Raw genomic sequence first — 14,621 nt, 5'->3', positions numbered from 1 at the left:
AATCACACTAAAAATTCCGTTGCTATTGCTGCCAAAACTTTGTAGATATATTTGTGTGATTTCTCCCTTTGGTCGAAATGACATTACTTTGTCTTAAATAAAACTTTCTAAACCTATTCTGAATAAAAACATTCGAATTAATCTTTATTTGAATTTTATTTAGAATTAATATAAATAAACTTTTATATTTGCCGCTTTCTTAGCAAATCGAAGTACTTTTCAAAATTTACTTAATATTGCTTTTTCAAAGTAAATTTCGTTTAATGAACAATAATACCAGTTTCGAATTAAATCTATTCCTGTCCTTTAAGGAAGGTGATGAAACTGCGTTTAAATTTTTCTACGACAAGTATTTCAGACGAATTCAATCTTTTAGTGTTCAATTTATTTACGACTCAGACGAAGCTGAAAACCTTGCGCAAGAAGCTTTACTTCATTTGTGGCAAAATAGAGAAAGCGTAGATTCTATCAACGGAATTCAGGCTTTTTTGTTTACTTACGCCAAATCTAAATGTTTGAATTTAATTCGTCATAACAAGGTAAAGGATAAGTTTAAGAATGATTTATTGAACTATAAAGAGAGAGAACTGGATATTGAGGTTTTAAATTCGCTTCAGTTTGATACTTTAGAATTGACTGAACTCGAACATATAATTCAAGAATCGATTAATGATCTTCCTCCTAAAACCAGAGAAGTTTTTATAAAAAAACGCTTTGAGAATAAAAAAAATGCAGAAATCGCCGAAGAAATGCAAGTTACTTTAAAAGCTGTTGAAGCCCACATGACAAAGGCTTTGAAGATTTTAAAAACAAAACTATCCGATTATTTATTTCTTATTTTTATCCTTATTTATAATAATTAAGAATAAAAGGTAGGGTTTTTTATTTCTGAGGTGTACTTACTATAACCAGAAGTTTAATATTTAAATATGACATCAGAAATAATAAATAAATACCTTTCTAACGAAGCTTCAGAGCAAGAAGTTCAGGCACTTTTTGAATGGATTGAAGCTTCTGCCGAAAACAAAAAACAATTTATCGCCGCAAAAAAAGCTTGGGTTCTTTCCGGCTTATCAAACGTCGCTGCAACTGATGCTGTTTCTGTAATTCAAATGAAACCAAAAAACAGACTGAGGCAATACTTAAGTTATGCTGCAGTATTTTTAGTTCTTTTAGGATTAGGAACGACATTTTTATTATTAACTAATACTTCTAAAACTTCAAAAGAGATTGTTCTAGAACTTGGCGACGGCCGTTTAGAATATTTTTCTGAGAAAAATCAAACTACACTTTTAAATGATAAAGGAGATTTAGTGGCTAGAAAATTTCCTGACGAAATCATTTATTTTGGTAAAACTTCTGATGAAAAAGTGGTTTATAACACACTTACGATTCCGTACGGAAAACGATTCAAACTTAAACTTTCAGATGGTACAATTGTGAATTTAAATGCAGGAAGTACTTTGCGTTATCCACAGCAGTTTGGCATCAACGGTAATAGAAATGTTTATTTAACTGGTGAAGCTTTTTTTGATGTTGCCAAAGACAAGGAGCATCCGTTTATTGTAAACGCTAATCAGGTTGATATTAAGGTTCTTGGTACAAAATTTAATATCAGCGCTTATCCAGAAAACCCAACTATTAACAGTACTTTGATAGAAGGGAGCATTGAAATGTTTGAAACTGCAAATCCTGCAAATGTTGTTTTACTTGAGCCAAACCAAATGGCTACTTGGCAGCATAATGCAAAAAAAATTACTTTAAAAAATGTTGATCCTGCCTTTTACTCAGCCTGGACAAAAGGTGAATTAGTGTTTAAAGACACCCCATTTTCTACAATCGCAAAGATTATTCAACGTACCTATGACGTTGAGATTATCAATGAAAATTCTGACTTGGCCAGACAGAATTTTACTGGTACTATAAAAATCAGCGAATCGAGTGTCGAGAACATTTTAGATCTTCTAAAACGTGACACGCCTTTTAATTATTCAATTGAACAAAAAACCATTACCATTACCAATCCTCGATAAATAAATAAACATGACATTTACGATACAACCCGTTTTAAGAAAAATTCTATTTTTCTTAGCCATACTTATATCTGGATTTAAAGGATTTTCTCAAAATAAATTAATAACGTTACATGTAAAAAACAAACCTATAAGCCTAATTATCAAATCGATTGAAGAGCAGACTGATTTTAGAATAATTTATAATGCACGAAAAATAGATGCTGATCAGCTGGCTGATTTAGATGTCAATAATGCGTCTCTTGAAACCACTTTGAAACTGTTATTGAAGGATAAAAATATTTCTTTCTACATTCAGAAAAAACAGGTTTTATTAACGAAAGCTGTTCCTGACGTTACTGCAAATACGCAGGAAACAGAAAGATTTATTAGCGGTACGGTTTATAATGCAAAAGACAAACTACCGCTTCCGGGTGCAACTATACGCATTAAAGGAACTGGAATGGGAGCTATTACTGACTTTAATGGAAAATTTGTTTATCTGTTAAAAGGAAATAATATCAATGATCTTGTTCTTGAAGTTGGCTTTTTGGGTATGGAAACGCAATCGCAAAAAGCGGACAATAAAAAGCAATTTGTTTTTCACCTTCAAGAAACTACTGATGAGCTGAATCCGGTTATTATTACCTCATCATACGGTACAACAAAGTTAAAAGAGGAAATCGTGGGAAGTATCTCTACTTTGAACGCAAAAGATATTGCGGTTGAACAAGCTTCTGAATCTGTTGATAAAATGATTACGGGGCAAATTGCAGGAGTTTTGGTTGAAAATACAACAGGAGTTGGAGGTCCTGTAAAAATTAATATCCGCGGACAAGGTACTCTGCCTTCTTTTACAAATGCTAGAACTGGAACTTCTACACAGCCTCTTTTTATTGTTGATGGTGTTGTTATGAGCGAAGAATTTGGTTTAGACAGTACTTTTTTTAGTGGAAATGGAGATGCTACAGAAACATTTTCTAACCCGTTAATGAAGATTGCTCCAGAGAATATAGAAAGTATTTCGGTTTTAAAAGATGCCGCTGCAGTTGGTATTTATGGTGCTGATGGTGCAAATGGCGTAATTTTAATTACAACTAAAAAAGGAAAAAAGGGAAAAACACAATTTGGATTCTCAAATCAGCTTGGTATTTCGTCAGCCATTAATCAAATTAAATATTTAAATGGCGAGCAGTATACTGAACTGCGTAATGAGTTTATAAAAAATACTTCACCAGGAAGTGCTTTAACACCTTATAACGGGGTAAACACAGATTGGTTTAGTTTATTGAACAGAACTGGTGTTTACAATAAATACAACTTTAATGTTTCAGGTTCAACTTCAAAATTTTCATACCGCACTAATGTGAGTTATACCAAAATTGATGAACCTCAATTGGGTAATGATACGAAACAATTAAATGCAGGAATTAATTTAGGTTTTCACCATAAAAATCTAAATGTAAGCTTAATGCTTAATCCAAGTTTTGTACAGCAGCACGCTCCAAATATCTTTTATTCATTTGCTTACCTTCCTACTCTGTCTCCTTATAACGCAGATGGTTCTTACTCTTTTTTAGGCTCAAGCGGAATTACCAGAGGAAATCCTCTGGCGGCAATTGAACAAAATAAAAATGAAACTAATACTTACGGTCTTTTAAGCAGTTTAAATGTTTCTTATCAGCTTAACAAAGCGATAAAGTTCTCTACTCTTTTTGGTATTGATTATACAGATAAAGAACAGGATCGCTACTATTCTGCTGAAAATGAAAGCGGACAATTTTTGAATACTTTTAAGTTGAATGGTATTGATTATCCTAGATGGGGACGCCGTCTTATAAACCAACGAAATTCTACAAAATGGAACTGGCAGGGACAACTTTTGTTCGAGAAACAGCTTACTGAAAGCCATGGTATTGATGGAGTTTTAGGTTTTGAACTTGCTGAGGATAAAACCAATTTTAATTATAAATCAGCTGTGGGTTTTGTGAATCCAAATCAAGTTAATGCTATTTCGGATGCTGTTATGGATGATAACCCAAATACGCCGGAAGATGAATCAAAAAACAATCAAACATTTGGAAATGATATAAGCAATAATTCGAGAGTTTCGGCATTTGCTCAAGTAAATTACAATTATAAAAAGCGCTATTACTTTTTAGCTAATTTCCGTCGCGACGAAAGTTCTGTTTTTGGTGTTGACAGCAATGTTGCTTACAATGGCGGCGCAGGTGCAAGCTGGATTATAAGTAATGAAAATTTTCTTAATTCTAATTCTTGGATTGATTTCTTAAAATTGAAAACCAGTTACGGTTCTACAGGAAATTCAAGAATTGGTTCTTATAGATCTAAAGGTTTATACACAATTCATCAAAATGGTTATAATGGTCTAGACGGCGCAGTTCCGAACACAGCTCCAAATGGAGATTTAAGCTGGGAAAAAAACATAAAATTCAACGGCGGAATCGATTTTAATATTTTTAAACGTCTAGAATTTTCTGTTGAATACTATTATAATAATTTGAGCGATTTGATTGCAATACGAGATATTCCTACTGAAACTGGTTATAATTCTCTTCAATTAAATGCGGCAACCATGTATAATAAAGGTTTTGAATTTTCAACCCGAATTAAATGGATTAAAAGTGATGCTTTTAAATGGACTACGGCTTTTAATATTTCTACAATAGAAAATAAAGTAACAGAATTAAAAGGTTTAGGAAGTGATTATTCTCAAGCCGAAATGGCGCTTGCACAAAAAATAGGCTACAGCACCACTACCATTTGGGGATTAAACTGGGTTGGCGTTGATCCTGCAACTGGAAGAGACTTGGTACAGAAAAACGGCAAAATCTACGATATTATGACTTATAGATCATTGTATACTATCGCAGATTGGGAACCAATTGGAGACAGACAACCGGATGCTTTTGGAGGATTTTACAATAGTTTTTCTTTTTACAGCAATCTTGTTTTGTCATTTAGGGGAGATTTTCAAATTGGCGGTGAATTCTTAGCAAAAGATGTTCTTATCGATAAATATTCAAATACATTCAACAGAAACCTTTCTGTTAATGCTAATGATCATTGGAGAAATCCTGGAGACATTGTGTCACAGCCGGCAGTTACTTCAACTCCAATCGTGGCAAACCTCAGCAAATATGTTTATGATGCGACTTATATCAGATTGAGTAATATTAATTTAAGCTATAATATACCGCTTAAAAATACATTTCTAGATACACTTGCCGTTTTTGCAGATGCAACTAATGTCGCGTATTGGTACAAAGAAAAAAGTCCAAAAGGAATGAACGGAATACGCGAATTTAATTATACATATCCACAAGCCAGAACAATCTCGCTTGGTGTTAATGCTAAATTTTAAGAAAATGAAATATTTAAAATATATAACAATTGCTGTCCTAATATTTTCGGTACAAAGCTGCAGTGACTTTTTAGAGCAAGAACCTGGATTACAAACTTCTATAGACGAACTTTTACAAAATAAGAAAGGTGTATTAACTGCCTTAAACGGATTGTATCGTGAAGTTGAAGCAAATACCAGAGGCGAACGTTTTGCTGTTTATGCTGATATGCAGGGAGGAAACATAAAATTTACTCCTGCTTCAGCTGGAAATAGTAAAGGACAAATTACGGCTGCGCCAAATGTTAGAGCTGTATATTCTTTTGAAGATTTATCTGAAACCAGCAACTTTAAGTTATTTTACGATGGCAGCTATGCTATTATAAATCAAGCCAATTTGATTCTAGAATATATTCCGTCGCTGCCTGATGCCACTGATGTTGAGAAAAATCAAATAAAAGCCGAAGCCTTAACGATAAGAGCTTATGCACACTTTTTACTTTCCTTAGTTTACAGTCAAAATTACGGTTACACACCAAATGCATCGCATTTAGGAATTGTTTATAATACTGAATCTATTAAGTCTGGCTTGAAATACCCGGCAAGAAAAACAGCCGCCGAAACTTATTCTTTAATTATTGCTGATCTAAGAACAGCTTTAGACAATTATTCCAGCAACGCCGCTTTAACAGGACCATCGTATTCATTTTTCAATAAAAACAATACAAAAGCACTTCTTGCAAGAGTATATCTGTATAAAAAAGACTGGGCAAATGCTTATGAAACTGCAAATGATGTTATTGCAAATTCAGGTATAACATTAGTAAACTCCTCAAATTTAATTGCACAATGGTCGCAGGCAGATATTCCTCTTTCTGAAACATTATTAGAATTTTCGATTCCAAAAGATGCCGAAGGTTCTGTGTCATCATCAATGTCATCTTATTTTGGATATAACGGATCTAATTATGCTGCATATGTTGCTTCAAATGACTTAATTAATTTATATGAAAACGGCGATTTAAGAAAACAACTATTTGTTACTGCCTCCCTGCCTACTTTAATAAACGGAGTGCTTACTGGTGCTAATTACAATTTTACTAAAAAGTTTCAGGATAATGCCGGCTATGTCGCTTTCAGATTAAGCGAAATGTATTTAATAAGAGCCGAAGCTGCTTTAGAAAACAATAGATCTGATCTTGCATTTGCCGATATTAATATCATTCGCAGCCGTGCAAATGCTTCATTGCTTACCAATACAACCAATTTAAAAGAGGCACTATTATTAGAAAGAAGAAAAGAATTGTGTTTTGAAGGACAGCTTTTCTTTGATTTAACTCGTAATCAAAAAGGAATTACTAGAAATGACGGTTGCATTTCAAACAATTGCAACATCGAATATCCGTCGCTAAAATTTGTACTGCCTATTCCAATCTATAATATTAATCTTAATGAAAACTTACAACAAAATGAATCGTATTAAGATATTCAGCATATTAACTTTAACTGTATTATTTATTTTTTCTTGTTCTAAAGATGATTACAAAATGGGCTCTGAAATTGACCCGCACGTAAGATTTAACTTTTTCGTAAAAAGCGACAATACTCCTTTAGAATATCCTGCGATTAATGGAACTCTTATTCCGCAGTCGAACTATGTAAATAAAGCAATAAAAACATTAAAAGTCCCAGTTGCTCTAACAGCCTATTCCTTAAAAAATACCGTTACAGCGAATTTCAGCTCGACGATAACAGGCGACAATTCAGGTTTCAGATTAAATCCTGTCAATGAACTTGTTTTTCAAGGAAACAAATTAACCGACACGATTTCTATTTCGTTTGATAAAAGATGGACCGCAAACCAAAGTATTACATTGAAACTCGAAACAATATCAGATCCAAGTATTCATATTGGAAACCTGAATACGGAAGCTAAAAATGATACCTTCAAAATTGATTTGGCTCCAATAACAACAAATTATACATTTCCAATAAGTCGATTTGACATCAAAGGAGAAGCGGGAGAAAAATTTGACTTTAATGTTAATTTTCCAAACGGGTATTTTCCTTCTGAAATGGAAAATCTTGAAATATTTGAATCCTTAGATGGATTTAATTATTCATTAACCCATGATCCTTTTAAAGCAAACAGCAATTCTGTTACCTATCATTTTACCCTTTTAGAAAACATTAAAAACGATGATGTGTATTATGAATCATCCATTTCATTAGTAAATGCTGGTGATTATACTGCAACAGGAAACACGATTTTACAAATCGTAAAACCGATCAAATCAATAAGAGATGTAAATGCAAATCCGGCATCTAAATTTTATGATTTATCAAACGCTTTTTACCTTACTTACGGCGAAACTTGGTTTGATAGAAGCGGTGTTTGTGCATGGCAGGCTTACAATGCCTTTACCTTTCCAATTGTTGTTCCTAAAAGTCATGAAAATGCTGTTTTATACAGCGATAAAGGAACTGCAAATCCAAATGACGACGTTTATCACGATGCTTTCAGAATTGGTTTTAATGTGGCTTCTGGAACAAATACCACAAATTCATTTAACCTAAAAAGATGGTTCAGCAACGAAAGCACAACTGCGGCAAGTTCACCTGGATTTAATATTTCATCTGCTTTAGAGTTTTTTCCAGCAAACGGAAATAGTAAAACAAACGGAAATGTTTTAGTAATTCCGCAATACATTACCATTACAGGAAGCAATAAAAACAAGCATATAATTGCAATTTCAGGATCAGGAACTTACAAAGAAATTAGTACTGGTTTATTTGAAATTTCGTTCGAATTAAAACTAACAAACGATGCACTTTTTGGAGGAACTGTCTCTACGCAATATAGAATATACAACAATAGAACATATCCTAAACCAGCAGCTTTAAACATCAACTGTCCTAAAGAAGTTGATCTATAATTTTTGATGACAGCTTTAGATTTACACATTATACAAATCTAAAGCTGTTAAAAAAAGTACATTCAAAAAAAGAACAAAAACACAAAAAACAAAATTGAAAAAGCTAATCTTCCCTATTCTCTTTTTGGTAAGTTTAACGGCTTACAAAAGCATTGAGCAGCCAAATTACATTGATATTCAGGAATTACGAAAAATCTATTCTAGCGGGGATTTGTCCAAATGGCCTGCGGCAGAATTACACGAAAGCATCGATAAGTCGAAATTTCAAGATATTGGAGTTTTACCTGCCGTTCCTTATCCTGATTATAATCCTTATTCTAAAGAAAAAGAAAGTTTAGGCAAAGTATTGTTTTTTGATCCGAGGTTATCTCGAAGCGGACAAATTGCCTGCGCATCCTGCCATAATCCAGAATTGGGATGGACTGACAATTTAACGCGTTCTTTTGGTCATGACCGCCAAACAGGAAAACGTAATTCTATGACCATTTTAAACTCGGCATACGCCACTTCACTATTTTGGGATGGACGTGCAAAAAGTTTAGAAGATCAAGCACAATTTCCTATTGGAGATCCTTTAGAAATGAATGAGAAACTAACAATTGCCGTTGATAAAATTGCCAAAATTAAAGGCTATAAACCGCTTTTTGAAGCCGCATTTGGAGATAAAAAAGTTTCTTTAGAACGCATTCAATATGCCATTGCTACATTTGAAAGATCAATTAATAGTCCGAAAAGTAAATTTGATCAATTTGTAAGCGGAAAATCAGACATTTACACCGATCAGCAAGTAAAAGGACTGCATTTATTTCGAACCAAAGCACAATGTATTAACTGCCATAATACTCCTTATTTTAGTGACAATGAATTTCATAATGACGGACAGACTTTGTTTGGAACAAAAAATGAAGATTTTGGACGTTATAATGTTACTAAAGATGTAAAAGATATTGGCAAATTTAGAACGCCTACACTTCGTGAAGTAGTAAATACTAAGCCATGGATGCATCACGGACATTTTCCAACTTTGCTTGATGTTGTTGAACTTTATAATTTAGGAAATCCCTCTCCTGTTCAAAAAAAATATTTGGGAACAGCACGAGATTCTTTGATTCCAAAAGTTGATCCTGCGCTTAAAAAGTTGAATTTGAATAAAGAAGAAATAAGCGATTTATTAGCTTTTATTGAAACTTTAAGTACACCAACGAGAAGAATTATGACACCCGAAATGCCAAAATAAACCAGTTAAATACCGTAATCTTAAAGCCTGTTTTCTAAATGAAAACAGGCTTTACTTTTATACAAAATCTAAACTATACTTTTCCTTTTTTCGATAACAATTTGCTATTCTCACATTGAAGTATAAAATGACACCGCAGCTAAAATGATATTGTCATTTTTTAAATTTGTTTGTAACAAAAAGAAACTCTCCTTTTTATAAAAAATACCACTTATGAAACTTGAACACATTAAACTCCAGACTGCAGATATTAAACAGACTGCACTATTTTATCAAGATATTCTTGGTTTACCGATTATAGAAAACAACTCCGAATTTGTTACCATCAAAGCAGGAAACTCAACTTTAAAATTTGTTGAAAACAGCAATTTCAACTCAATATATCACTTTGCCTTCAATATTCCCGAGAACAAACTTGATGAAGCTATTGAATGGTGCAAAGCCAAAGTCGATTTAATTGTAATTGAAGACCAAAATGTTATTACCAATTTTGAAAACTGGAATGCTCACGCGGTTTATTTTTATGATAATAATGGAAATTTATTAGAGTTTATTGCCAGACATGATCTCGATAATTTTCAAACGGAAGAATTTAGCGCTAAATCCGTTTTAAATATTAGTGAAATTGGAATCGTAAATGAAAATCCATTGGAATTAGGAAATCAATTAATCGCAAAACACGACTTAAACTTCTTTACTAAAAATACAAACAGCGAAGTTTTTGCTGCTATTGGCGATGACGAAGGTTTATTGATTATGGTAAGACCTAATCGAAATTGGTATCCTACCCGAACTCCTTCTGAAAGTAATAAAACAGATATTAGACTTGAAAATAATGGGCAGATTATTGATTTAAAATTTTAAACAACTTCGAATTTCAAATCATTTTTATTTCCTTATTTTTATAAAACCTTGACACTACTTTACAAATAACATAAAAATATTTAAAATGCCATTTGTCCGAATCAGTCTGCCCAAAAAACTTTCTCAGGAAACAAAAAACACTATTTCAGAATCGATCCATCACTCTTTGATCGAAGAGTTTAATATTCCAAAAGATGATTATTTCCATGTTATTGAAGAATTAGAACCTCATCAAATAAAATATCCAGAAAGTTATCTCGGAATTTCACATTCTGATGAAATAATTTATGTTCAAATAACGGCTGGACAAGGAAGAACTTTAGAACAAAAGAAAAAGTTATATCATCAAATTGCCACAAGAATTTCGGCAACAACATCAATTTTAATCAATAATGTTATCATTGTTTTATTAGAAAATAATGGACATGAAAATTGGTCTTTTGGAAATGGTGAAATTCAGGAACAGAAACATTTAAAAAAGTAACACTACTAAAAATATAAAGCCCAATTCAAATTACTTGAATTGGGCTTTATCTATATTAATGTCAAAACTTAAAACTTCATTTTCTGAATTCTTACGGCGTTCAATATTGCCAGTAAGGCAACTCCAACATCGGCAAAAACGGCTTCCCACATAGTTGCTAGTCCGCCTGCGCCTAAAATCAGCACAAAAGCCTTTACAACAAAAGCGAGCGTAATATTCTGCCAGACAATTTTTTTGGTTTGTTTTCCAATATTAATTGCCATTGCTATTTTACTTGGTTTATCATCTTGAATTACAACATCGGCAGTTTCGATTGCGGCGTCGCTTCCTAAACCTCCCATCGCAATTCCTACCGTGCTTAAAGCAATAACCGGCGCATCGTTTACGCCGTCACCAACAAATGCAACAGTTTCGTTTTTAGCCTTAATTTCATTTACTTTATTTACTTTATCTTCGGGAAGCAAATCTCCAAAAGCATTGGTAATACCCAGTTTATCGGCTACAAACTGAACCACATTTGTTTTATCACCGCTTAACATTGTTACTTTTACACCTAATGCTTTTAGTTTAGTAACCGTTTCCTGCGCGTCTTTTTTAATTTCATCTGCGATGGTCAAATAACCTGCAAATTTTCTGTCGTATGCGATGGCAATTGTCGTATAAACAACTGTGCTGGGATCTATATTGTACGGTATCGCAAACTTATCCAAGAGTTTAAAATTACCAACATGCAATTCCTTCCCGTTAAAAAGTGCTTTTAATCCGTGTCCTGAAATTTCCTCAACATTTTTCAATTCAATCGATGAATCAATTTGCCCCACATAATTATGAATTGCGGTTGCAACAGGATGCGTACTATGGCTTTCTAAAACATTTACCAGATTCAGAATTTCTTTTTTATCAAATTCAGGATTAATAATTACTTCCTGAACTTTAAAAACACCTTCCGTCATTGTTCCGGTTTTGTCCATTACAACATTCTGTATAACTGAAATACTGTCCAGATAATTACTGCCTTTAAACAAGATTCCGTTTTTACTTGCCGCTCCAATTCCGCCAAAATATCCTAGCGGAATACTAATTACTAACGCACACGGACAAGAAATAACCAAGAAAACTAACGCGCGGTACAACCATTCATTAAATATATAATGATCTACAAAAAACGCTGGCAGTACACAAATTGCGATTGCGAGATAAACGACAATTGGAGTGTAGATTTTGGCAAACTTTCTAATAAACAATTCTGCAGGCGCTTTTTTGGTTACTGCTGTTTGAACCAATTCTAGAATTTTAGATAATTTACTGTCGCTGTATGCAGTTGTAACCTTTACTTGAACAATTGTATTCTCGTTTATCATTCCTGCAAGAACTGTTTCGCCTTTCTTTTTGGTGTCTGGTTTACTTTCTCCCGTTAAAGCTGCCGTATTAAAGGAAGCTGTATCTGATAATAACTCTCCATCTAATCCTAGTTTTTCTCCAGCTTTAAGCTGAATAACTGATCCTATTTTCACTTCAAAAGCTTTTACTTTTACAGCAATATTATTTTCAAAAATAGTAACCTCATCGGGGCGTGAATCTAATAGACTTTTAATATTCGATTTTGCTTTGCTGACTGCCATTCCTTGAAATGTTTCTCCAATGGTATAAAACAGCATAACGGCAACACCTTCTGGATATTCTCCAATTGCAAATGCTCCGATTGTAGCAATACACATTAAAAAAAACTCCGAAAAAACATCTCCTTTTATAATGCTTTCATAAGCTTCTCTCAAAACAGGAAAACCTACTGGAAGATAAGCAGCAGCATACCAAGCAATCCTTACATAACCTGAAAACCAAGTTTGCGGAAAATAGTTATCAAAACCAATTCCTATAAGTAATAAAACAAAGGATATGATGGCAGGCAGAAACATTTTAAATAAACTTCCTTCGCTGTTATGTTCGTGATCATGTCCATGATCATGTCCGTCATTATCAGAATGTACAGGTTCATCATGCGAACAACTGCAGGATGATTTTGCTTTATTTTTTGTGCTTTTTATTTCTTTATCTTGATGTATCATGAGGGGAAACTTCTTGTTTAAACTTTTTCTAAATAATGCACTAAATTTACGGTTTTTATGTCAAAGTTCATTGCTGCAAAGACACTAAGCCACTAAGTTTTTTATTAAAAAATAACTCTACTATTTGTTATTAGAAACCTTTACTATCGAGACGAAGTCTTAAAGCAACTGCTTTTAATTGCCTCCAGCTTTAGCTGGAGGTCAACTAAATTCTAATTTATGGCTTTAGTCAAAATTGCATGAGTTTGACTAAAGCCTCTATTCTACTTCAAATTTATTACCTCCAGCTAAAGCTGGAGGCAATTCTAATTAAATCTTAAAAACTTAGCTGCCAATGGTTATTGGGATTGTAAAATTAATTCATTGCAACATCAAAAACTTTTTAGGCTAATAATCTAGTGACTATGCTCACCTCCGCCTTTCATGGCAGACAACAAATAAAATGCTCCTTTTGTAACAATTTTAGCTCCTGATTCAATTGCATCAACAAACTTAATTTCTGTAAAACCTAAATCTGTTGTTCCTGGAACCACTTCAACTGCTTTAAAATGAACTTCTTTCTCGTGAGCTTCTTCTTTTTCACCTGCTGTATGTTCATGCTTTTCTTCGGCATGCGCTTCTTCCTGCACAAAAACAAAGTATTTATCGGCATTTCGAACTACGGCATCTTTTGGTAAAGCCGGAACAGTTGCATTAACAATATTTATATTTGCCGAAACATACATTCCCGGAATCAATCCTTTTGCGTCGGCAGGATCAATTTTAGCATGAACTGCAACAGTTTTACTTTCGTTAGAAAATGATTTATTGATTCCGAAGATCTTTCCTTTAATTGATTTATTAGATTGGTTTGTTAATACAAAATCGATAACCTGACCAATCGAAATTGAACCTAAATCTTTTTCATAAACATTCAAATCTAAATGCATCTGACTATTGTCTACTACTTCAAACAAAGAAACTCCCGTTTGTGCAAAAGCACCTTTGGCAATATTAATTTTCCCCACATAACCGTTAATCGGCGCCACAATTGGAACTACAGAAGTACTTCCTTTTGTAGAAACATGCAAAGCTTCTAATTTGTTTTTTGCGGCTTGTGCTCGCGCTCTTTCCGCTGCTAATTTGGCTTTTACTTCCTGAAATGTTTTTCTCGGATTTACGTTTTCGTCACTTAATGTTTTCTGACGATTGTATTCTAACTGCAGATATTCAACATTGGCTGTTGCCGAATGATATTCTTCCTGCATTTCGATAACTTCAAGATTTTGAATGGTTGCCAATACTTTTCCTTTATTGACAAAAGTTCCTTCTAAAACAAAAATATCCTTCACCGTTCCACCGATTAAAGTCGAAACCTCAGCAGAGTTTTGTGGAGGAACTGTAGTATATCCATTTGCTTTGATGATTTTGTTAAGATTCCTTTCTTCAACAAATCCTGTTTCAATGCCTACCGTTTTATATTGAGATTCTGTTAATGCAACTTCTGTAGTAGACTTTTCTTCTTCTTTTGTTTCTTCTGCCTTTTTTTCATTGCACGAGATTAATATAACCGCAAAGAACGCAAGGAAAAAGCGCAAGGTACGCGAAGAAATTAAACTTTGTGCTCTTTGCGAAACCTCAGCGCTCTTTGCGGTTAAATATATAAGTATGTTTTTCAT

10 protein-coding genes are annotated in these 14,621 nt (G+C 33.4%); 8 read left to right on the top strand and 2 right to left on the bottom strand.

Annotated elements, in window-relative coordinates; genetic code table 11:
* Positions 1-263 precede the first annotated feature (263 nt).
* The 8 genes from NLG42_RS15205 (at position 264) to NLG42_RS15170 (ending at position 10,897) form a co-directional block, all read left to right on the top strand.
* Positions 264-863, top strand: a complete 600-nt coding sequence (locus NLG42_RS15205) for an RNA polymerase sigma-70 factor (protein ID WP_089055552.1) — start codon at positions 264-266, stop codon at positions 861-863.
* A 66-nt stretch (positions 864-929) separates the two neighbouring features.
* Entirely contained in the window at positions 930-2,033 is a 1,104-nt protein-coding gene (locus tag NLG42_RS15200; protein WP_257681468.1) for a FecR family protein, read from the top strand.
* A 10-nt stretch (positions 2,034-2,043) separates the two neighbouring features.
* Complete coding sequence (locus NLG42_RS15195; RefSeq protein ID WP_257681467.1) at positions 2,044-5,397, top strand: SusC/RagA family TonB-linked outer membrane protein; 3,354 nt, start codon at positions 2,044-2,046, stop codon at positions 5,395-5,397.
* A gap of 4 nt (positions 5,398-5,401) precedes the next feature.
* The gene (locus NLG42_RS15190; protein WP_257681466.1) at positions 5,402-6,859 is read left to right on the top strand and encodes a RagB/SusD family nutrient uptake outer membrane protein; all 1,458 of its coding nucleotides are present in this window, start codon (positions 5,402-5,404) and stop codon (positions 6,857-6,859) included.
* Positions 6,846-8,312 carry a hypothetical protein gene (locus tag NLG42_RS15185; RefSeq protein ID WP_257681465.1) on the top strand — a complete coding sequence of 489 codons (1,467 nt, stop codon included), beginning with the start codon at positions 6,846-6,848 and terminating at the stop codon, positions 8,310-8,312. Before NLG42_RS15190 ends, NLG42_RS15185 begins: the two co-directional genes overlap by 14 nt.
* 94 nt (positions 8,313-8,406) lie before the next feature.
* Positions 8,407-9,549 carry a cytochrome-c peroxidase gene (locus NLG42_RS15180; RefSeq protein WP_257681464.1) on the top strand — a complete coding sequence of 381 codons (1,143 nt, stop codon included), beginning with the start codon at positions 8,407-8,409 and terminating at the stop codon, positions 9,547-9,549.
* Between the two features lie 213 nt (positions 9,550-9,762).
* On the top strand, positions 9,763-10,413 hold the full coding sequence (locus NLG42_RS15175) for a VOC family protein (RefSeq protein WP_257681463.1): 651 nt from the start codon (positions 9,763-9,765) through the stop codon (positions 10,411-10,413).
* An 85-nt stretch (positions 10,414-10,498) separates the two neighbouring features.
* Positions 10,499-10,897 carry a tautomerase family protein gene (locus NLG42_RS15170; protein WP_099718129.1) on the top strand — a complete coding sequence of 133 codons (399 nt, stop codon included), beginning with the start codon at positions 10,499-10,501 and terminating at the stop codon, positions 10,895-10,897.
* 68 nt (positions 10,898-10,965) lie between these two features.
* Here the strand turns inward: NLG42_RS15170 and NLG42_RS15165 are convergent, their stop codons facing one another.
* Both NLG42_RS15165 and NLG42_RS15160 read right to left on the bottom strand, forming a co-directional pair.
* Positions 10,966-12,963 carry a heavy metal translocating P-type ATPase gene (locus tag NLG42_RS15165; RefSeq protein ID WP_089056698.1) on the bottom strand — a complete coding sequence of 666 codons (1,998 nt, stop codon included), beginning with the start codon at positions 12,961-12,963 and terminating at the stop codon, positions 10,966-10,968.
* 395 nt (positions 12,964-13,358) lie between these two features.
* Entirely contained in the window at positions 13,359-14,621 is a 1,263-nt protein-coding gene (locus NLG42_RS15160; RefSeq protein WP_257681462.1) for an efflux RND transporter periplasmic adaptor subunit, read from the bottom strand.

The sequence above is a fragment of the Flavobacterium plurextorum genome (genome assembly GCF_024638035.1).
Taxonomy (GTDB): Bacteria; Bacteroidota; Bacteroidia; order Flavobacteriales; family Flavobacteriaceae; genus Flavobacterium; species Flavobacterium plurextorum.
Note: the sequence above shows the minus strand (reverse complement) of the source record. Positions and strands in the feature narration are given on the sequence as shown.